Origin of the sequence: Pseudomonas sp. NFACC45, assembly GCF_900113505.1 — a bacterium.
GTDB classification, from domain to species: domain Bacteria; phylum Pseudomonadota; class Gammaproteobacteria; order Pseudomonadales; family Pseudomonadaceae; genus Aquipseudomonas; species Aquipseudomonas tehranensis.
Genome location: NZ_FOPO01000014.1, coordinates 150,615 through 171,135 on the forward strand (window position 1 = coordinate 150,615; position 20,521 = coordinate 171,135).

At 61.2% G+C, this 20,521-nt stretch carries 15 protein-coding genes; 8 read left to right on the forward strand and 7 right to left on the reverse strand.

The genetic code is table 11. The annotated features are described in order from the left end of the window. Positions 1–19 precede the first annotated feature (19 nt). Together BM132_RS24465 and BM132_RS24470 are read left to right on the forward strand one after the other, a co-directional pair. Positions 20–685, forward strand: a complete 666-nt coding sequence (locus tag BM132_RS24465) for a CoA transferase subunit B (protein ID WP_003180355.1) — start codon at positions 20–22, stop codon at positions 683–685. 11 nt (positions 686–696) lie between these two features. After that, positions 697–1,878, forward strand: a complete 1,182-nt coding sequence (locus BM132_RS24470) for an acetyl-CoA C-acetyltransferase (RefSeq protein WP_092459327.1) — start codon at positions 697–699, stop codon at positions 1,876–1,878. A gap of 521 nt (positions 1,879–2,399) precedes the next feature. Here the strand turns inward: BM132_RS24470 and BM132_RS24480 are convergent. Beyond that, positions 2,400–3,113, reverse strand: coding sequence for a FadR/GntR family transcriptional regulator (locus BM132_RS24480; RefSeq protein WP_092402922.1), 714 nt, complete (start codon positions 3,111–3,113; stop codon positions 2,400–2,402). Between the two features lie 302 nt (positions 3,114–3,415). Here BM132_RS24480 and gudD point away from each other — a divergent pair, with 302 nt between their 5' ends. Then, positions 3,416–4,759 (forward strand): glucarate dehydratase, encoded by a 1,344-nt coding sequence (gene gudD, locus BM132_RS24485; protein ID WP_047227776.1) that lies wholly within the window; start codon positions 3,416–3,418, stop codon positions 4,757–4,759. Between the two features lie 129 nt (positions 4,760–4,888). Here gudD and glgB read toward each other — a convergent pair whose 3' ends face one another. The 3 genes from glgB to BM132_RS24500 form a co-directional block, all read right to left on the reverse strand. Then, the gene (glgB, locus tag BM132_RS24490; protein WP_092459331.1) at positions 4,889–7,123 is read right to left on the reverse strand and encodes a 1,4-alpha-glucan branching protein GlgB; all 2,235 of its coding nucleotides are present in this window, start codon (positions 7,121–7,123) and stop codon (positions 4,889–4,891) included. Between the two features lie 11 nt (positions 7,124–7,134). Then, the gene (gene treS / locus BM132_RS24495; protein ID WP_092459333.1) at positions 7,135–10,479 is read right to left on the reverse strand and encodes a maltose alpha-D-glucosyltransferase; all 3,345 of its coding nucleotides are present in this window, start codon (positions 10,477–10,479) and stop codon (positions 7,135–7,137) included. Between the two features lie 200 nt (positions 10,480–10,679). Further along, entirely contained in the window at positions 10,680–12,677 is a 1,998-nt protein-coding gene (locus BM132_RS24500) for an alpha-1,4-glucan--maltose-1-phosphate maltosyltransferase (protein WP_092459335.1), read from the reverse strand. A gap of 221 nt (positions 12,678–12,898) precedes the next feature. Here BM132_RS24500 and BM132_RS28555 point away from each other — a divergent pair, with 221 nt between their 5' ends. After that, positions 12,899–13,063, forward strand: a complete 165-nt coding sequence (locus tag BM132_RS28555) for a hypothetical protein (protein WP_177193391.1) — start codon at positions 12,899–12,901, stop codon at positions 13,061–13,063. 61 nt (positions 13,064–13,124) lie between these two features. Here BM132_RS28555 and BM132_RS24505 read toward each other — a convergent pair whose 3' ends face one another. Then, the gene (locus tag BM132_RS24505; protein ID WP_047227772.1) at positions 13,125–13,625 is read right to left on the reverse strand and encodes an MgtC/SapB family protein; all 501 of its coding nucleotides are present in this window, start codon (positions 13,623–13,625) and stop codon (positions 13,125–13,127) included. A gap of 136 nt (positions 13,626–13,761) precedes the next feature. Here BM132_RS24505 and BM132_RS24510 point away from each other — a divergent pair, with 136 nt between their 5' ends. From BM132_RS24510 to mapR, 3 genes are all read left to right on the forward strand, one after another. Continuing rightward, a complete protein-coding gene (locus tag BM132_RS24510) occupies positions 13,762–13,998 on the forward strand; it encodes a DUF3203 family protein (protein WP_092459337.1) in 237 nt (78 codons plus the stop codon). A gap of 263 nt (positions 13,999–14,261) precedes the next feature. Further along, positions 14,262–15,674, forward strand: a complete 1,413-nt coding sequence (gene ccoG / locus BM132_RS24515) for a cytochrome c oxidase accessory protein CcoG (protein ID WP_092459339.1) — start codon at positions 14,262–14,264, stop codon at positions 15,672–15,674. A gap of 163 nt (positions 15,675–15,837) precedes the next feature. After that, the gene (gene mapR / locus BM132_RS24520) at positions 15,838–17,247 is read left to right on the forward strand and encodes a GntR family transcriptional regulator MpaR (protein ID WP_092459341.1); all 1,410 of its coding nucleotides are present in this window, start codon (positions 15,838–15,840) and stop codon (positions 17,245–17,247) included. 150 nt (positions 17,248–17,397) lie between these two features. On the opposite strand, the gene BM132_RS24525 is transcribed toward mapR, so the two are convergent. Both BM132_RS24525 and BM132_RS24530 read right to left on the reverse strand, forming a co-directional pair. Next, positions 17,398–18,144 (reverse strand): SDR family oxidoreductase, encoded by a 747-nt coding sequence (locus BM132_RS24525; protein WP_092402936.1) that lies wholly within the window; start codon positions 18,142–18,144, stop codon positions 17,398–17,400. Between the two features lie 89 nt (positions 18,145–18,233). Further along, positions 18,234–19,112 (reverse strand): Dyp-type peroxidase, encoded by an 879-nt coding sequence (locus BM132_RS24530; RefSeq protein WP_092459343.1) that lies wholly within the window; start codon positions 19,110–19,112, stop codon positions 18,234–18,236. A gap of 252 nt (positions 19,113–19,364) precedes the next feature. Here BM132_RS24530 and ampC point away from each other — a divergent pair, with 252 nt between their 5' ends. Further along, on the forward strand, positions 19,365–20,513 hold the full coding sequence (ampC, locus tag BM132_RS24535; protein ID WP_092459345.1) for a class C beta-lactamase: 1,149 nt from the start codon (positions 19,365–19,367) through the stop codon (positions 20,511–20,513). Positions 20,514–20,521 lie beyond the last annotated feature (8 nt).

Genomic DNA, 20,521 nt, shown 5'->3' on the forward strand with positions numbered 1-20,521 from the left:
CGAATGAAGGAATAACAACATGGCACTTTCCCGCGAACAAATGGCTCAACGCGTCGCCCGCGAAATGCAGGACGGCTACTACGTGAACCTGGGCATCGGCATTCCGACCCTGGTCGCCAACTACATCCCCGAAGGCATGGAAGTCATGCTGCAGTCGGAAAACGGCCTGCTCGGCATGGGCGCGTTCCCTACCGAAGCCGAGGTCGATGCCGACATGATCAACGCCGGCAAGCAGACCGTCACCGCGCGCATCGGAGCCTCGATCTTTTCTTCGGCCGAATCCTTTGCCATGATCCGTGGCGGGCACATCGACCTGACCGTGCTGGGCGCCTTTGAGGTAGACGTGGAAGGTAATATTGCCTCGTGGATGATCCCTGGCAAGCTGGTCAAGGGCATGGGCGGCGCGATGGACCTGGTGGCCGGTGCCGAGAACATCATCGTCACCATGACTCACGCGTCCAAGGACGGTGAGTCGAAACTGCTGCCCCGGTGCAGCCTGCCGCTGACCGGTGCCGGCTGCATCAAGCGCGTGCTGACAGACCTGGCCTACCTGGAGATCCAGGACGGCGCCTTCATTCTCAAAGAACGTGCCCCTGGCGTCAGCGTCGAGGAAATCGTTGCCAAGACGGCCGGCAAACTGATCGTGCCGGACCACGTGCCTGAAATGCAGTTCGCTGCCCAGTGAGGAGAGATTCGATGCAAGAAGTCGTGATTGTCGCCGCCACCCGTACCGCCATTGGCAGTTTCCAGGGTTCGCTGGCCTCCATTCCCGCACCGCAACTCGGTGCCGCGGTGATTCGTCGGTTGCTGGAACAGACGGGTCTTTCGGGTGAGCAGGTTGACGAGGTGATCCTTGGCCAGGTGTTGACCGCTGGCAGCGGGCAAAACCCGGCCCGCCAGGCGTCGATCCTCGCTGGCCTGCCCCATGCGGTGCCGGCACTGACCCTGAACAAGGTCTGCGGCTCGGGGCTCAAGGCCTTGCACCTGGGTGCCCAGGCGATCCGCTGTGGCGATGCCGAGGTAATCATTGCCGGCGGCATGGAAAACATGAGCCTGGCACCGTACGTGCTGCCGGCTGCCCGCACTGGCCTGCGCATGGGCCATGCGCAGATGATCGATAGCATGATTACCGATGGTCTTTGGGACGCGTTCAACGATTACCACATGGGCATCACCGCCGAGAACCTGGTGGCCAAATACGACATCAGCCGCGAAGAGCAGGACGCCTTTGCCGCCGCTTCGCAGCAGAAGGCCGTGGCGGCGATTGAGGGTGGCCGGTTTGCCGATGAGATCACGCCGATCCTGATTCCCCAGCGCAAAGGCGATCCTGTGGCCTTCGCCACCGACGAACAACCCCGGGCCGGCACCACCGCCGAATCCCTGGGCAAGCTCAAGCCTGCGTTCAAGAAGGACGGCAGCGTGACCGCCGGCAATGCCTCGTCGCTGAACGATGGCGCCGCCGCCGTGCTGATGATGAGCGCCGAAAAAGCCAAGGCACTGGGCTTGCCGGTCCTGGCGAAAATCAGCGCCTATGCCAATGCCGGCGTTGACCCGGCCATCATGGGCATCGGCCCGGTGTCGGCCACCCGCCGCTGCCTGGACAAGGCCGGCTGGTCTTTGGACCAACTGGACCTGATCGAAGCCAACGAAGCCTTCGCCGCCCAGTCACTGGCCGTGGCCAGAGAGCTGAAATGGGACATGGAGAAGGTCAACGTCAATGGCGGCGCCATCGCCCTGGGCCACCCGATCGGTGCTTCGGGTTGCCGGGTGCTGGTGTCGTTGCTCCATGAAATGATCAAGCGCGACGCCAAAAAAGGCCTCGCCACGCTGTGCATCGGCGGCGGCCAAGGCGTGGCCTTGGCGCTGGAACGAGCGTAAGCGGCAAAGAGCCCGACAGTGAATGCGCGGACCCACGAACATCCGCCCATCCACTGGCAACACCACCGGCGCAACCTGGGTTGCGCCGGTTTTTTTTGCCTGCTGATTCTAAGCACAACGTACCGGCCTCATCGCGAGCAGGCTCGCTCCCACAGGGATCTCGGGCGGTTGCAAGATTGGCGTCCACCACAGATCCACTGTGGGAGCGAGCCTGCTCGCGATGGCGGTGGGTCAGCTTGCATCGATGCTGAATGTGCCGGCCCCTTCGCGAGCAAGCCCGCTCCCACCGGGGCATTGGGTTTTGAGCACAAATCGAAGAACACCATCGATCCATTGTGGGAGCGGGCTTGCTCGCGATGGCGGTGGGTCAGCTTGCATCGATGCTGAATGTGCCGGCCCCTTCGCGAGCAAGCCCGCTCCCACGGGGGCATTGGGTTTTGAGCACAAATCGAAGAACACCATCGATCCATTGTGGGAGCGGGCTTGCTCGCGAAGGCGGTGGGTCAGGCGACGATGAGCCTTCAGGTCCCCGCGCCAAAGCGGTCGCGGCTGTTGGTCAGGTGCAGCCACATGGCGGCGCGGGCGGCGTCCGGGTCCTGGCGTTTGATGGCATTGAAGATCGCCTCATGCTCAAGGTTGGCCAATTGAGCCAGCTTGCCCAAGTCTGCTTGACCGCGCTCGACCACGTTCACTCGGGTTCGCGGAATCATCTCACTGCCCAGATGCTGCATGATTTCAACAAAACAGGTGTTGTCCGTGGCTTGCGCAATGAGCAAATGAAAGCGCCGGTCGGCGTCGACGCAACTGTCGTTATTGCTGAGCAACCGCTGGTAATCATCCAGGGCCTGGCGCATCTGCTGCAGTTGGCGTTCGTTGCGGCGCACGGCTGCCAGGGCCGCTGCCTGGGTTTCCAGGCCCAGGCGCAGTTCCAGAATCCCCCGCACACCGGCGGCGGTGTCGACATTGAGCCGCAGGCCCGGCTCACCGGTCTGCTCCAGCACAAAGGTACCGATGCCATGGCGAGTTTCCACCAGCCCCGAGGCCTGCAGTTTGGAGATCGCCTCGCGCACTACCGTGCGGCTGACCCCATGGGCCTGCACAATGGCACCTTCGGACGGCAGTTTTTCCCCAGGTTTCAACTGCCCCAGCAAAATGCTCTGGCTCAGCTGAGCCACCAAGTCATGGGCCAGGTTGTGGGTGCGTTTGCGCGGCGTTGCCTCGATGTCTGGCTGCATGGGCCATGGGTCCTCGAAACGGAGCAGGCGGGTCGTGAGGTAAAAACTCCACGCCCCTTAGCTTGTATGATAAGTGCAATCATCTCAGTGATCGAACGGTTCCGCCAGCGCTAAACTGATCTCCCGCATGTTCTTTTCCTTGCCAAAAAATCCAGCAAATAAAGGCGTTTCCGAGTTTTCAAGGCAAACCATTCAAAAAAACCGACCAGCCTCCCTTGTAAGATAAAAAAATCAAGTTGTATGATGTCTATCAACATCGCCCTCCTGCGATGCCCCGCATAAAAACAACGAGTGGGAAAAACATGCAGACCCAAGAAGCCACCAAAGCCCCCATCATCACCAGCATGCAGGTCGTGCCGGTGGCCGGTCATGACGGCATGCTGCTGAATCTCAGTGGCGCCCATGGCCCATTCTTTACCCGCAACATCGTCATTCTCAAAGACAACGCCGGCCACACCGGCGTGGGCGAAGTGCCCGGCGGCGAGCGCATTCGCCAGACCCTCGAAGATGCCCGCTCGCTGGTAGTCGGCAGCCCCATCGGCACCTATCAGAAAATTCTCAACACCGTACGCCAGGCCTTCGCCGACCGGGATGCCGGTGGTCGTGGCTTGCAGACGTTCGACCTGCGCATCACCATCCACGCGGTCACCGGCCTGGAAGCGGCGTTGCTGGACCTGTTGGGCCAGCATCTGGATGTACCGGTCGCCGCCCTCCTCGGCGAAGGCCAGCAGCGTGATGAAGTGAAGATGCTGGGTTATCTGTTTTATGTCGGTGATCGCCAGCAGACTGACCTGCCCTACCGCAGCGAGCCGGACGCCGACAACGACTGGTTCCGCGTACGCCACGAAAAAGCCCTGGACGCCGACGCCGTGGTGCGCTTGGCCGAAGCCGCTCATTCGCGTTACGGCTTCCAGGACTTCAAGCTCAAGGGCGGCGTGCTCAAGGGCGACGAAGAAATCGAAGCCGTCACCGCCCTGGCCGAACGTTTCCCTCAGGCACGTATCACCCTGGATCCGAACGGCGCCTGGTCACTCAAGGAGGCCATCCGCCTGTGCCGCGACCAGCACAAGGTCCTGGCTTACGCCGAAGACCCCTGCGGCGCGGAGAATGGTTATTCGGGTCGTGAGGTCATGGCCGAGTTCCGTCGCGCCACCGGTCTTAAAACCGCCACTAACATGATCGCCACCGATTGGCGCGAAATGGGCCATGCCATCACCTTGCAGTCGGTGGACATTCCCCTGGCCGACCCACACTTCTGGACCATGCAAGGTTCGGTTCGAGTGGCGCAGATGTGCAACGAATGGGGCCTGACCTGGGGCTCGCACTCCAACAACCACTTCGACATTTCCCTGGCGATGTTCACCCACGTAGCTGCGGCCGCACCGGGTGACATCACGGCGATCGACACGCACTGGATCTGGCAGGATGGCCAGCGGCTGACCAAGGCGCCGCTGCAGATCCAGGGTGGCTGCGTACAGGTGCCGAAAAAACCGGGACTGGGGATCGAGCTGGACACCGACCAATTGGCCAAGGCTCATGAACTGTACAAAGGCATGGGACTTGGCGCGCGGGATGATGCGGTGGCAATGCAGTACCTGATTCCGGGCTGGACGTTCAACAACAAGCAGCCGTGCCTGGTGCGCTGAGTCGAACCCTCTGGCTGAGCACATACCCATGTGGGAGCGAGCCTGCTCGCGATGACGGCGGCACATCCGACATCTCCTTCTCAGGCAGACCGCATCGCGAGCAGGCTCGCTCCCACAGGATAACTGCGACTAACCCTCCGGCCGCAGAATCAACACCGCCAATGGCGGCAAGTTGAGCTCCAGCGACAGCGCCTGGCCATGGCTGGCCACTTCTTCGGTGAAGGCACCGCCGCTGTTGCCGTAGTTGGAACCGGCATAGGTGTCGGCATCACTGTTGAGCAATTCCACCCAGCGCCCGGCAAACGGTACGCCGATGCGGTAGGCCGCGCGCGGCACAGGGGTGAAGTTGGCAACCACCAGCACCGGCCGGCCTTCCTTGCTCCAACGCAACCAGGCGTAGACGCTGTTGACCGCATCGTCACCAATCAGCCACTGGAAACCCTGAGGCGCATCGTCCTGATCGTGCAGCGCCGGCTCTTCGCGATAGAGACGGTTCAGGTCGCTCACCAGCTTCTGCACCCCACGGTGCTCCGGGTATTGCAACAGGTACCAGTCCAGTTGCTGGTCGTGGTTCCACTCGCGCCATTGGCCGAACTCGCAACCCATGAACAGCAGCTTCTTGCCGGGATGGCCCCACATGAAGCTCAGATAAGCCCGCAAGTTGGCGAATTTCTGCCAGCGATCGCCGGGCATCTTGTCGATCAACGAGCGTTTGCCATGCACCACTTCGTCATGGGAAATCGGCAGGACAAAGCGCTCGGACCACGCATACATCAGGCCGAAACTCAGTTCGTTGTGATGGTGGGCGCGGTACACCGGGTCCTGCTGGATGTAATGCAGCGAATCGTGCATCCAGCCCATGTTCCACTTATAGGCAAAACCCAGGCCGCCCTGTTGCGTGCTCTGGCTGACGCCCGGCCAGGCGGTGGATTCTTCGGCGATCACCAATGCACCGGGGGTTTCCAGCGCCACCACGTCATTGAGGTGCCGCAGAAAATCGATGGCTTCCAGGTTCTCCCGCCCACCGTGGCGATTGGGCACCCACTCGCCGGCCTTGCGTGAATAGTCGCGATACAACATCGAGGCGACGGCATCCACACGCAAACCGTCGATGTGAAAATGCTTTAACCAATGCAGCGCCGAAGCGAGCATGAAACCATGGACCTCAGTGCGCCCCAGGTTGTAGATCAGCGTGTCCCAATCCTGGTGGAAGCCTTCGAGCGGGTTGCCGTATTCGTACAGCGCAGTGCCGTCGAACTGGGCCAGCCCGTGGGTATCGGTAGGAAAATGCGCCGGCACCCAATCGAGAATCACGCCGATGTCGGCCTGGTGACAGGCGTTGACGAAGGCAGCGAAATCGTCCGGCGAGCCGAAACGCGCCGTCGGGGCAAATTGTGACAGCGGCTGGTAACCCCAGGAGCCCCCGAACGGATGCTCCATGATCGGCATCAGCTCAATGTGGGTGAACCCCAGGTCCTTGACGTAAGGAATCAGCCGTTCGGCCATTTCATGCCAGGTGTATTGCCGGGCGACCTCTCCCGCCTCGTCGATTTCGCACTGCCAGGAACCGGCGTGCAATTCATAGATCGACAACGGCGCGCCCGGCAACTGCCGCTCGAGGCGATCCTGCATCCACTGCTCATCCTGCCACTCGATTTTCAGCGGCGAGGCGACCTTGGAAGCGGTATCCGGCGGCATTTGGGTGGCCAGCGCCACCGGGTCAGCCTTGAGCGGCAGAATCCCATGGGCGCCGAGGATTTCATATTTGTAACCCTCGCCTGCGCCAAGCCGCGGGATGAACAACTCCCACACCCCGGATGGATAACGGATGCGCATGGGATGCCGACGCCCGTCCCAGACGTTGAAATCACCCACCACCGAGACGCGCCGCGCATTCGGTGCCCATACGGCAAAGCGCACGCCGTCGACACCATCGACCGTGGTCAACTGCGCGCCCAGACAGGAACTGAGGTCGCGATGATTGCCTTCGGCAAACAGATAAAGGTCCATTTCCCCCAGCAGTGGCCCGAAGCTGTAGGGGTCTTCGGCCACCTGCTCACCGCCGGCCCAGCGGGTGCGCAACAGGTAGGGCTGGGCGCGGTCGAAATGGCCGACGAACAGACCCGGGGTTTCGCTGAGCTGCAAATCGCCCAGTACTTCGCCGCCATCGCGGGCCAGCACTTGCACGCTCAAGGCGCCGGGCAGGTACGCCCGGATGAACTGCCCGCCGGCACCATCGCCGTGGGGACCGAGGATGGAAAACGGGTCCTGATGTTCTGCGCGCACCAGCGCGTCGATGTCATGGGGGGACGGCAGCAACGACTCTTTGGCCTGCCCCTGTGGTTCTTTGTTCGAGACACTCATGATTCTCTCCACTAAATCGGTCCGGCTAAGTCGGAAAAGGGTTTCAGCCCGCTCAATAACCCGTACAGACCGTGCAATGGCACGGGCAGCCAGGCGGGGCGATTCTCGGCTTCATAGGCCACTTCATAGGCCGCCTTCTCCAGGCCGAACAACGCCAGTGCGGCGTCTTCGCCTTCAGCATCCTTCCACTCATGGGCAAGACTAGCTGCCGCCAGCCGATATGCCTCAACAAATGCCTGACGGGCCTCTTTCAAATAACGATCAGCCACCCGTTGCCGCGCCGCATCGGCGTCGGCGGTGCTGTCGACGGTGTTCAGGTGGATCGCCATGGCGGCTGCGTAATCGAAGGAGCGCAGCACGCCGCTGACGTCCTTGTACGGGCTGTGTTTGCCGCGGCGCTCATGCAGTGGTCGTGCCGGCTCGCCCTCGAAGTCGATCAGGTAGGCGTCGCCCTTGATCACCAGTACCTGCCCCAGGTGCAAGTCGCCGTGAACGCGGATGCGCAAGCCACCAACAGCCTTGCCGGCCAGTTCCTGGATGTGCGCCAGAACGGTCTTCTTGTGTTCCAGCAAGCGCGCGACCAAGGCTTGGTCCGCCGGGTTCAATTGGCCCTGGTTCTGCTTGAGCAGGCGTAAGGCGTTTTCTACCTGTGCGGCCACATCCTTGCCGATGGCCTGGGCTTCCTTGGCATTGGTGGCCTGGGGCGCGAAGTCCGGATCATCGGTGGCCTGGGCCAGTACCTCGTGCATTTCCCCCAGGCGCTGGCCGAGCATGCCAGCGAAGTCCTTGAGTTCGCCCAAGGCGTTGTAGTGCTGTTCCTGCTCGGACACGGCATCGGCCAACTCATCACGCAGGGCGCGCTCGAGGTTGTTCTGGGTCCATTCCCAGGCGTCGCCCTGATTGCTCAGGTAGCCTTGGGCGATCATCAACAGCGCATCTTCGCCCTCGCTGTCACGGCGGATCACCGAACCGAGCAGCGGCGAAATATTGCTGAAACCTGCGGCGGTCAGGTAGGCGCTCATTTCCAGCTCCGGGTGTACGCCCGACGCCACTTTGCGGATCAATTTGAGTACAACACTGCCGCCCACCACCACTGAACTGTTGGACTGCTCGGCGGACAGGTAACGCACCTCCGGCTCATCTCCCAGGTTCAATGGGGCCAGGCCTGCGGTGGGCTCAAAGCGCAACTCGCCCTCGCTGCAAGGCAGCACTGTACCGGCCTGCATGCCTTGCAGGACCGCCCGCACAAAACTTTCCAGGCTGAACGCATCGGTGATCAAACCGACCTGACGCACCCGGCGGACCCGAGACAGCGCCAGTTGCTGCGGCAACGCCGCGCCCACCTGGTCCTCGGCCAGCAGACCGAAGGGCAGTTGATAACGCAGTGTCTGGCCAGCGCTGGTGACGTCGACTTCGCTCAGCAGCACCGGATGCTGCGGATCGCCAAAACGTACGCCATAGACAATATTGACCTTCTCGATCGCGCTGTCTTTGCCGGCAAACCAGCGACGGTTTTGCAGCCAGCTCGGCAGGATAGTCTGCTCCAGCGTGGTGCGCGACGGTGCTTCGAGCAACTCTTCCAGGCGTTTCTTCAGGACCAGAGTGGTGAAGTCCGGCAAGCTCTGGGCCGGCTCCACATGCCAGCTCGGCATCTGGTTTTCTGTGGCCAGGGCAAACCAGTAGAAACCATATGGCGGCAGGGTCAGCAGGAAATTCAGCTGGCCGATGGGCGGGAAGGCGTTGCCCCCCAGCATCTCCACCGGAACCATGCCGGCATAGCCCGACAGGTCCAGTTCGGCGGCCTGGGCGCTACGAGACACGTTGGCCACGCACAGGATGATTTCGTGCTTGCCATCGGGGCCGGTGTATTCGCGGGTATAAGCCAGGATCCGTCGGTTGCTCGGTGACAGCATCTTCAGCGTGCCACGGCCAAAGGCCTTGGACTGCTTGCGCACCGCCAGCATCCGCCGGGTCCAGTTAAGCAATGAATGAGGATCGCCGGCCTGGGTCTCGACGTTGACCGACTGATAGCCGTATTGCGGGTCCATGATCGGCGGCAGCACCAGGCTGGCCGGGTCGGCGCGGGAGAAACCACCGTTGCGGTCGATGGACCACTGCATCGGCGTGCGCACGCCGTCGCGGTCGCCCAGGTAGATGTTGTCGCCCATGCCGATTTCATCGCCGTAGTACAAGGTCGGCGTGCCGGGCATCGACAGCAGCAGGCTATTGAGCAACTCGACACGACGGCGGTCGCGCTCCATCAGCGGCGCCAGACGTCGACGGATCCCCAGGTTGATCCGCGCTCGACGGTCGGCCGCGTAGTAATTCCACAGGTAATCGCGCTCCTTGTCGGTGACCATCTCCAAGGTCAACTCATCGTGGTTGCGCAGGAAAATCGCCCATTGGCAATTGGCCGGAATTTCCGGGGTCTGGCGCAGGATGTCGGTGATGGGGAAGCGGTCTTCCTGGGCCAGCGCCATGTACATGCGCGGCATCAGCGGGAAGTGGAACGCCATGTGGCATTCGTCACCGTTCAAACCCTGGGCGTCGACATCGCCGAAGTACAACTGGGTGTCTTCCGGCCACTGGTTGGCCTCGGCCAACAGCATACGGTCAGGGTAGTTGGCATCGATCTCGGCACGGATCTGCTTGAGGACGTCGTGGGTCTCGGGCAGGTTCTCGTTGTTGGTGCCGTCGCGCTCGATCAGGTACGGGATCGCATCCAGGCGCAGGCCGTCGATGCCCATGTCCAGCCAGTAGCGCATCACCGACAGGACGGCTTTGATCACTTGGGGGTTGTCGAAGTTGAGGTCCGGCTGGTGGGAGTAAAAACGGTGCCAGAAGTATTGGCCGGCTACCGGATCCCAGGTCCAGTTGGATTTTTCGGTGTCGAGGAAAATGATCCGCGTGCCATCGTATTTGTGGTCGTCGTCGGACCAGACGTAGAAATCCCGCGCCTTCGAACCCGGCTTGGCTTTGCGCGCGCGCTGGAACCATGGATGCTGGTCGGAAGTGTGGTTGATGACCAGCTCGGTAATCACCCGCAGATTACGCTTGTGGGCTTCAGCGATGAAACGCCGCGCATCGGCCATGGTGCCGTAGTCGGGGCTGACGCCTCGGTACTCGGCGATGTCGTAACCATCATCGCGCCTGGGCGAAGGATAGAACGGCAGCAGCCAGATGGTGTTGACACCCAGATCGGCGATGTAGTCGAGCTTTTCGATCAGACCAGGAAAATCACCGATCCCGTCGTTATTGGAATCGAAATAGGATTTGACGTGGACCTGATAAATCACCGCGTCCTTGTACCACAGCGGGTCTTTGATAAAGGTGGCAGACCGGGGTTTCTTCGCCATTTGCAACTCCTGAGAAATTCTGTAAAGCCGCTGAAACAGGCTTGTGAGGTCTTTTTGTGGAGAGGGGCTTTATCCCCGCTCGGCTGCGTTCCCTGTAGGAGCTGGCGAAGCCTGCGATCTTTTGATCTTGTCTTTTCGCTTGAAACTCAAGCGCCAGAGCAAAGATCGCAGGCTTCGCCAGCTCCTACAGGAGGCACGCCTCAAGAGGCGCTGATCCGCCATATCCCGAACGGTTGGTACGCCGGGTCGATGCGCATGAACTGGTACTTGCCGTACCACGTCCAACGATGCCCGCTCATCAAATCCTCGCCCTGGGTCTGGGCATCGTCCGGCAGCCCCATCTCCCACAGCGGCAATTCGAAGTTGGCCTCCTGCGGGTTGTGCGGGTCGAGACTCACGGCCACCAGGATGAAATTGCTGCCGTCGGCGGTGCGTTTGCCGAAATACAGGATGTTGTCGTTCCAGGCGTTGTAGATCGTCAGGCCCAGGTGCGTATGCAGCGCCGGGTTCTGCCGGCGGATGCGGTTGAGCTGGGCGATTTCGGCAATGATGTTGCCCGGCGCGGTGAAGTCCCGGGGGCGGATCTCATACTTTTCCGAGTCGAGGTACTCCTCCTTGCCCGGCACTGGCGCCGATTCGCACAACTCAAACCCCGAATACATGCCCCACAGGCCCGAGCCCATGGTCGCCAGGGCCGCGCGGATCAGAAACCCGGCGCGCCCCGACTCATGGAGAAACGCCGGGTTGATGTCCGGCGTGTTGACGAAAAAGTTCGGCCGGTAGCACTCGCGTAACGGGGACTGGTTGAGCTCGGTGAAATACGTCGCCAGTTCGGTCTTGGTATTGCGCCAGGTGAAATAGGTGTAGCTCTGGGAATAACCGACCTTGCCCAGGCGCGCCATCATGGCCGGCGTGGTGAAGGCTTCGGCGAGGAACATCACTTCAGGGTGCTGGGCCCGCACATCGGCAATCAACCACTGCCAGAACGGCAACGGCTTGGTGTGGGGATTGTCGACACGGAAGATCTTCACGCCTTCATTGACCCACCCCACCACCACATCCCGCAGTTCCAGCCACAGACTGGGAATCGCATCCGCGGCGTAAAAATCGACGTTGACGATGTCCTGGTATTTCTTCGGCGGGTTTTCCGCGTATTTGATCGTGCCGTCCGGCCGCCAGCTGAACCAGCCCGGATGCTGCTTGAGCCACGGGTGGTCCTGGGAACACTGGATGGCAAAGTCGAGGGCAATTTCCAGGCCGTGGTCGGCCGCTGCCGCCACCAGACGCCGGAAATCCTCGCGCGAGCCCAACTGCGGGTGAATCGCCTCATGACCGCCCTCCTCGCTCCCGATGGCATAAGGGCTGCCCGGATCGTCAGGACCGGCGGTGAGGGAGTTGTTCGGCCCCTTGCGAAAGCTGCGACCGATGGGATGGATCGGCGGGAAGTACAGCACATCAAAACCCATGTCCTGGATCACGGCCAGACGCGAATGCACGTCATTGAAGGTGCCATGCCGCTGGGGATCATCGGTGATCGAGCGGGGAAACAGTTCGTACCAACTGGCGAACTCGGCCAGCTTGCGCTCGACGTCCAGAGGGTATTGCGGGCTGAGACTCAAGTAGGGCCGATGATCGGCCTGGGACATGAGAGCGGCACTGCGCGGCGCCAGGAACAATGCTACCTGCTCGGCGGGTAACAAGCCGGAGAGCTCATGGTGCAACGCGGTCAACTGCTCCCTCAGCTCACCTTCACTACGCTCGGCCGCCATCTGCACCTGATTGCGTCCTTCCTGCAATTCCAGGCTGATGGGCACCCCGGCAGCGAATTTTTTTTCCAGCTCATAGCGGAAACTAGCGAACTGATCGATCCAGGCCTCGATGCGAAACACATAAAAGCCCTGCTCAGGCACATTGAACTGGCCTTGCCAGCCGTTATTGCCCAGCTCGGTCATGGCCGCGCTGTTCCAGGACTCGTCCTTCAGCGCGCGCCAAAGAATATGCACGGCCAGTTTGTCATGGCCATCGGCGAACACTTTACTGGTCACCGTTACGTCCTGCCCGGCCACGGCCTTGGCGGCGAATTGCCCACCCTCGATGACCGGCATGGTGCTTTCAATGGCAATACGTGGCAGTAACAGGGCCTGGGACAGTGGCAAGTGCGGGTTGTACGACAGGTCAGTCGGGTGTTCAGCAGTCATCGAGCATCGCTCCTTTTACGCCCCATGGACGTTGTGGCGGTAAAGGCCCAGTAGTCCTTGAAAAAATGGATCCCTGAAAAAACTCACTTAAACTCCGAACCGAACCCACGGTTAAAAGTTCAGAGTGATTTGCCCTGATGACAGCGGGATCAAACCAGGCGCAAGGTGGTCAACAAGGTTAAGCACGACTCAAGCCATGTGCGTCACGGAGACCCGTCCTGATGAATATTCCCATCCCGGCTGAAACCCCCGACCCCAACATTGACGACCCCACCCTGCCGCCACCCGGCCCTGAGCCGGAACCGATTCCGGAACAAGACCCGCCGCTCGATCCCCAGCCGCCGTTGGGCGACCCACCGAGCGAGGCGCCGCCGGAGCGGGTTTGAACCAACAGCCTAGTGGATAACAAAAAACCCACACTGGGTTATGTGTTCTGGCTGATCGCGGTCACGGTTTTTCCTCCTTCTCCAGCGCCCGGACAATCAGCGGCATCACGCTGAAGATCGCCAGCGCCAACACCGTACTGAGCACTGCCGTCGATTCCCGCCCCAGCCCGGCGGCGACGCCGATGGCGGCGGTCATCCAAAGGCCGGCGGCAGTGGTCAGGCCTTTTACGTGGCTTTCATCACCATCGTTGCCCTTGAGGATAGTGCCCGCGCCAAGAAAGCCGATGCCGGCGATGACCCCTTGCACCACACGGCTCATGGCATCAGCCTCGGAACCGGACATCTGCGGCACCAGCACAAACAGCGCCGCCCCCAAGGCCACCAGCATATGGGTCCGCACCCCGGCGGCCTTGCCCTTGTGTTCGCGCTCGAAACCCAGGATGCCGCCCAACAACGCAGCCATCAGCAGGCGCACGGTGACTCGCGTCATCTGCTGTGCATCGGTGATATCGGCGAATTCCGATTGCAGGGTGATCCAGACTTCATGCCACCAAGCGTCCATGGACGGTCCTCTTTCCAGTCGATAAACGATGGACCGCAAGCCTGGCCAGAGGTGCGCTCGACCGCTGATCAGACGTAACGAACCCCGGCCACGGGCCAGCGCCTAACGTTCAGGACATCCAGAAGGAAGCTTGGCCATGAGTGTAAGTATCGATAGCAACCAAATCTGCTCTTTCGACACCGAAGAGTTCAAGGAACAACGGCCCGCCAGCGAGCTGACCGTTATCACTGTCCCGGACAAAGCCATGTCGGCGGTTGAACTCAACGGTGGTCGGGTCTACATCACCGAGGCCGAAGCCGATGCCCTGACCGGGGCCGGGGCGGCCGATGAACGTAAGCACCTCAGGGCTACCAATAGCGATTCGGTTATCTGAGTGATCTGTGGGAGCAAGGCTTGCCCGCGACGAAAAAACTGGGTGTCCGTGGCACCGAGGAGCCTGTATCGCGAGCAAGCTTTGCTCCCACTGAGATCCTCGCCATAAAGATTTATTCGTCTGACCCCGACTGCATCAAAGTGTCGCAGGGCCGGGGCCTGAGGGGATCTGATCCGGTTTTTATCGAGATACCTGAGTCTGTTATGTAAACAGTTCGGTGGTCATAGTGCGCCGGCCAGTTACAGGCTGAGGAACGACCGACCATGAGCGAAAGAATCCCCGTCCAGTTGATACAACACTTCGACCCCGCGCCGACGAAGATAAAGACCCGGACCACCGATAACCTGATCCACACCCGCAGCTTTACCGGTTTGTTTCGCAGCTTGCGCATCGGCGGTGCGGGGGTTCTGTTCCTGTTGTTTTTCGGCACCGTATGGCTGAACTGGGGCGACCGTCAGGCGGTGCTCTGGGACCTCGCCGACAGCAAATTCCACATTTTCGGCGCGACCTTCTGGCCCCAGGATTTCATCCTGCTGTCGGCACTGCTGATCATAGCCGCCTTCGGCCTGTTCGCAATCACCGTATTTGCCGGTCGGGTGTGGTGCGGTTACACCTGTCCGCAGAGTTCCTGGACCTGGATCTTCATGTGGTGCGAGAAAATCACCGAAGGCGAACGGCACCAGCGAATCAAGTTGCAAGCAGCGCCCTGGAGCTTGAACAAGCTACTGCGTCGCTCAGCCAAACATACGTTGTGGCTGGCAATCAGCCTGCTCACCGGATTGACCTTTGTCGGCTATTTCACGCCGATCCGCCCCCTGGCCGAAGAACTTCTGACCCTGCAAATGGCCGGTGTCAGCCTGTTCTGGGTGCTGTTCTTTACCGGTGCTACCTACCTCAACGCCGGTTGGCTGCGTGAGGCGGTGTGCATGCACATGTGCCCCTATGCACGGTTTCAGAGCGTGATGTTCGATAAAGACACCCTGACCATTTCCTATGACACCGCCCGTGGCGAAATCCGTGGCCCGCGCAAGCGCGAAGTGAACCCGGCCAATGTCGGCTTGGGCGACTGCATCGATTGCCAGATGTGCGTGCAGGTTTGCCCCACCGGCATCGACATTCGCGACGGCCTGCAAATGGAGTGCATCGGCTGCGCCGCCTGCATCGACGCCTGCGACTCGATCATGGACAAGATGGGTTACGCCCGTGGCCTGATCAAGTACACCTCTGAACATCAGTTGCAAGGCGGCAAGACTCACCTGTTGCGGCCCCGGTTGGTTGGCTACACCGCCGTGCTGCTGGTGATGATCGGCGCATTGGTCGTGGCACTGGAAGAACGCCCCATGGTGTCCCTGGACGTGACCAAGGACCGCGGGCTATTCCGCGAAAACAGCCTGGGCCAGATCGAGAACATCTACAGCCTGAAAATCATCAACAAGACCCAGCAGCGCCAGGATTATCAGCTGTCCCTGGCGGACGCCCAAGGTTTTGTCCTGCAGGGCAGAACGCACTTGAGCCTGGCGCCGGGGGAAATCCTCGACGTACCGGTGTCGGTGGCAATGCTCAGCGAACGGCCCCGTAGCGGCTCCCGGGAAATGGTCTTCAAGGTGGCCGACAGTGACGAGCCTGGGACTTTCAGCGAGGCCACAAGCCGCTTTGTGGCGCCGATAAATCGTTGAGGCTTAAGATGCCGAACTTTTGTGGGAGCGGGCTTGCTCGCGAAGACGACGGCACATTCAGCATTGATGCAAGCTGACTCACCGCTTTCGCGAGCAAGCCCGCTCCCACAGGTAACTGCGCAAGCCGTGCGTTACTTTCTGAATCGTTCAAGACCGGGCCGCTATGAAACGCTACGAGAAATTCGCCGATGACATCGCTGAACTGATCCGCTCCGGCGTGCTGGGCCCAGGGCAGCGTGTGCCATCGGTGCGTTATGCCAGCCAGACCTACGGCGTCAGCCCGTCCACGGTGTTCCAGGCCTACTACCTGCTGGAGCGTCGTGGCCTGATCCGGGCTCGTCCGCGCTCCGGCTACTTTGTCAACGCCCATGCCCCCAATCCGTTCGCCGAGCCGGTGATCAGCCCCCAGGTGCATGACAGCACCGAAGTCGACGTCAGCGAGCTGGTGTTTTCAGTGCTGGACTCAATCAAGGATCCGGCCACCGTACCGTTCGGTTCGGCGTTCCCCAGCCCGACGCTGTTCCCCCTGCAACGACTGTCCCGCTCGCTGTCCAGCGCAACCCGGGATATGGACCCCCGAATGGTGGTCACGGACATGTCACCGGGCAATCCGCAATTGCGCCGACAGATCGCCCTGCGCTACATGGTCGGCGGGCTGATGCTGCCCATGGAAGAACTGCTGGTCACCAATGGCGCCCTGGAAGCCTTGAACCTGTGCCTGCAAGCCGTCACCGAGCCCGGCGACCTGGTGGCCATCGAGGCGCCGGCGTTCTACGCCAGTCTGCAAGTGCTGGAGCGGCTCAAGCTCAAGGCAGTGGAAATTCCGGTGCACCCGCGCGACGGCATCGACCTGGATGTATTGGAGCAGACGCTGGAGCGCCACCCGATCAAAGCATGCTGGTGCATGACCAGTTTCCAGAACCCCATGGGCGCCACCATGCCCGAGGAAAGAAAACAGGCGTTGGTGCAGTTGTTACGCCGTCATCAGGTGCCGCTGATCGAGGACGACGTGTACGCAGAACTCTATTACGGCCAGCAGGCACCCAAGCCGGCCAAGGCGTTCGACACCGAAGGGCTGGTGATGCATTGCGGTTCGTTCGCCAAGAGCCTGGCGCCAGGCTATCGCATCGGCTGGGTCGCCGCCGGGCGTTACGCACAGAAGATCGAACGGCTCAAACTCATGACGTCACTGTGCGCCTCAATGCCAGCCCAGGCGGCCATCGCCGATTACCTGCAACACGGTGGTTATGATCGCCATCTGCGCAAACTGCGCTACGCCCTGGAAGAACAGCAAAGCGCCATGCTCGCCGCCATCGCCCGCTATTTCCCCGCCCAGACCCGCGTCAGCCAGCCGGCGGGCGGGTATTTCCTGTGGCTGGAACTGCCCGAGCAGATGGACTCGCTGAAACTGTTCCAGATGGCCTTGGCCCAAGGCATCAGCATCGCTCCGGGGCCGATCTTTTCACCGACCCGGCGTTTCGGCAATTGTATCCGTTTGAACTACGGCAGCCCGTGGACCGAAGTGTCGGAAAAAGCCATGGAGACGTTGGGGCGGATTATTCGGTCGTTTTGAATACTGTATCGATCTGTCTATCGTCTTCGCGAGCAAGCCCGCTCCCACACTGGACTGCGGTGAACCCATGTTTGTGGCCACACAGCAAATCCAGTGTGGGAGCGGGCTTGCTCGCGAAGAGGTCGGTTCTGACAACGACCAACGAAGGGTTTACCGCCCGCCCCCCAAATCCACAAACGTCCCCGTCGCATACGAAGCCTTGTCCGACAGCAACCAGATAATCGCTTCAGCCACTTCATCGGGACGGCCGCCACGGGCCATGGGGATTGCCGACTCCAGCTTGCTGACCCGGTCCGGGTCGCCACTGAGGGCATGGAAATCGGTATAGATATAACCTGGGCGAACCGCATTGACGCGGATTCCTTCCCCGGCCACTTCCTTGGACAGGCCAATGGTGAATGTGTCCAACGCGCCCTTGGAGGCCGCGTAGTCGACATATTCGCCCGGCGCGCCCAGGCGGGCAGCCACCGAGGAGACGTTCACAATACTGCCACCCTGCCCGCCATGCCTGGGCGACATGCGCAGCACCGCGTGCTTGGCGCACAGGATCGGCCCCAGGACGTTGGTCTTCATGATCTTTTGAATGCGAAACTCGGACATTTCGTCAAGCCGGGACTTGTGGGCGACCGTGCCGGCGTTGTTCACCAAAGCGGTGACGCGGCCCAACTCAGCGTCCACACGGTCGAACAGCGCGACCACTTCGTCTTCGATACTGACATCCGCCCGCACGGCAATCGCCTGGGCGCCCTTGGCCCGAACCTGTCCGAGCACATCCTGCGCGGCGCCTTCATCGGACTGGTAATTGATGCAGATCCGATAGCCCAGGTCGGCAGCCAACAGCGCCGTGGCTGCCCCGATCCCGCGCCCGCCACCGGTGATGACGATGACTTTATCCACGTTTGCTCTCCCCATTCACGGATAGACGTGCGGCCCAAGAATAGCGTTCACGCTGCGCTTTTGCACAAGCCGTTGTGCTTGCGCTTGGCTCAGCGGGCCAAAGCCCGTAGATCCAGACGTCCATCCAGCAACGGCGGGCACCAGTAGTAGCCCCCCGTGATCGGCCGGCTCATGCGATACAGGCCGTCGGTGATGCCGTCCTCCAGGCCGCTCATGCGCCGCAGTTGGGCCTCGAAAGCGTCGAGGGAGGAACCGAACGCCAGGAACATCAGACCGGCGCGATCCCCTTCAATCCACGGCATGGAGCGGCGTACGACGAAGGCTTCTGGGGCGAAGCTTTCCTGGGCGGTGCGTTTGACGTGGGCCGACGCCGGGGCATCGTCGATTTCCTCATTGTCGCTCAGGCGCCGGCCCATGATGTTGTCGCGCTCATGGGGCTGCATGGCGGCGAAACCATCCAGGTCGTGTTGCCATTGCTGGATCGCCGCGAAACTGCCGCCGCGCACCCCATCGACACCCTGGGCCAGGGCCGCGGCGATGGCCGCTTCATCGTGAGGGTTCTCAGTGCCGTCTTCATAACCGGTCAGGTCATGGCCGGTCATGTGGCGGAAGGCTTCATTCATCTGCACCAGGCGCAACGCCGGGGCCAGAGCAGCCTCGATGGCACGGCTGCGGTGCAGCAGCTCGCCACGGTCTTCGCCGTGTAGCCAGCACCACAGCGCGTGCTGGGTCGAAGGGTTGTCCACGCCTACGCCGGCCAGGGCCGGAAACGCCCGCAGACCTTCGACCTGCGCGCCCAGCGCCTGGACCAGTGACTCGCCAAAACCGATCACCACTCGATCGTCGACTTGCAACAAGAGCTTATCGATCGCAGCCGGCAGCGCCTCGACCGATTCCAGGGCAAAAAACAAGTGACGGGCCTGAGGCGGAACAGGGGTGGCGAGAATGCCGGGCTGGTAGTAGCTCATGTGGACTCCTTTAGAAAGAGCGCAAGTTTACCCGGCGACCGGTGGTTTGTGTGGTTCGCCATGGGGCTGTCGAAGCCCGGAAGCCAAAGATTTTTGTAGGAAGTCTCTTTCAACCCGGTCAGATGACTCGCAACCCGGTTCGGATCGGCAGACTCCCGATTGCCGGACAACCGAAAACGCCCTAGATTGAGTGCCCCCAAAGCTGCTGGCAGAGCGGCTGGCATCCTCAGGACTCATGGAGAACGGTCAGACATGCACATCGCCAAATCGATACTCACGGGCGTTTTTTTCCTGGCCTGTGGAACGACAACGGGCTTTGCCCAGGAACGCGTTGAAGACACCGTCAATGCCGTGATCCAGCCCTTGATGAAACAACAGGACATCGCCGGCATGGCCGTGGCAATCACTCACAACGGTGAACGTCAGTACTTCAATTACGGGGTGGCCTCCAAGGACACGAAGCAGGCAGTGACCGACCAGACGCTGTTCGAGATCGGCTCGGTCAGCAAGACCTTCACCGCCACCCTCGGTGCCTACGCCCAGGCCCAAGGCAAGCTGTCCCTGTCGGACCCGGCCGGTCGCTTCGCCCCCGAGCTGAGCGGCAGCGCGCTGCAAGGCATCAGCCTGCTCAACCTTGCCACCTACACGCCGGGTGGCCTGCCGTTGCAGTTTCCTGGCGAAGCGGACCATCCGGACCGGATGTTCGGCTACTACCAGACCTGGAAACCACTCTACCCGGCCGGTACCCAGCGGCTCTATTCAAACCCGAGCATCGGCCTGTTCGGCTACCTGGCGGCCCGCAGCCTGGGACGACCGTTTGATGAGGTGATGGAACAGACGCTGATGCCGGGATTGGGCCTCAAGCACAGCTATGTGCGGGTGCCCAAGGATCAACTCAGCCGATACGCCCAAGGCTACGCGAAGGACGGCAAGCCTGTGCGGGTCGGACCTGGAGCGCTGGACTCCGAGGCCTATGGCGTGAAAACCAGTTCATCGGACCTGATCCGCTTCATCGAGGCTAACCTGCGGCCTGAAAAGCTCGACGCCGATTTGCGGCAGGCCATTACCACGACACACACCGGGTTCTACAAGGTCAGTGGCATGACCCAGGGGTTGGGTTGGGAGTTCTATCCCTACCCGGTCACGCTTGACGCGTTATTAGCCGGCAATACACCGCAGATGGCCCTGATGCCACAAAAAGTGGCACCGCTCGACCCACCCTTGCCCGCGCCGGCTGACAGCTGGATCAACAAGACGGGATCGACCGGTGGCTTCGGTGCCTACGCGGCATTCGTCCCTGGGAAGGATATGGGGATCGTGATACTGGCAAACAAAAACTACCCGATCGAGGAACGGGTGAAGGCCGCGCACAAGATCCTGACGGCGCTGGAGAAACAATAGGCGCCACC

Bases quoted from the DNA above. Each gene is read 5' to 3' on its own strand.
- BM132_RS24505 (WP_047227772.1), bottom strand. From the start codon at position 13,625: ATGGACGCTTGGTGGCATGAAGTCTGGATCACCCTGCAATCGGAATTC.
- ccoG (WP_092459339.1), top strand. From the start codon at position 14,262: ATGAGCGAAAGAATCCCCGTCCAGTTGATACAACACTTCGACCCCGCG.
- BM132_RS24530 (WP_092459343.1), bottom strand. From the start codon at position 19,112: ATGAGCTACTACCAGCCCGGCATTCTCGCCACCCCTGTTCCGCCTCAG.
- BM132_RS24480 (WP_092402922.1), bottom strand. From the start codon at position 3,113: ATGCAGCCAGACATCGAGGCAACGCCGCGCAAACGCACCCACAACCTG.
- BM132_RS24500 (WP_092459335.1), bottom strand. From the start codon at position 12,677: ATGACTGCTGAACACCCGACTGACCTGTCGTACAACCCGCACTTGCCA.
- ampC (WP_092459345.1), top strand. From the start codon at position 19,365: ATGCACATCGCCAAATCGATACTCACGGGCGTTTTTTTCCTGGCCTGT.
- BM132_RS28555 (WP_177193391.1), top strand. From the start codon at position 12,899: ATGAATATTCCCATCCCGGCTGAAACCCCCGACCCCAACATTGACGAC.
- BM132_RS24465 (WP_003180355.1), top strand. From the start codon at position 20: ATGGCACTTTCCCGCGAACAAATGGCTCAACGCGTCGCCCGCGAAATG.
- gudD (WP_047227776.1), top strand. From the start codon at position 3,416: ATGCAGACCCAAGAAGCCACCAAAGCCCCCATCATCACCAGCATGCAG.
- glgB (WP_092459331.1), bottom strand. From the start codon at position 7,123: ATGAGTGTCTCGAACAAAGAACCACAGGGGCAGGCCAAAGAGTCGTTG.
- mapR (WP_092459341.1), top strand. From the start codon at position 15,838: ATGAAACGCTACGAGAAATTCGCCGATGACATCGCTGAACTGATCCGC.
- treS (WP_092459333.1), bottom strand. From the start codon at position 10,479: ATGGCGAAGAAACCCCGGTCTGCCACCTTTATCAAAGACCCGCTGTGG.
- BM132_RS24510 (WP_092459337.1), top strand. From the start codon at position 13,762: ATGAGTGTAAGTATCGATAGCAACCAAATCTGCTCTTTCGACACCGAA.
- BM132_RS24470 (WP_092459327.1), top strand. From the start codon at position 697: ATGCAAGAAGTCGTGATTGTCGCCGCCACCCGTACCGCCATTGGCAGT.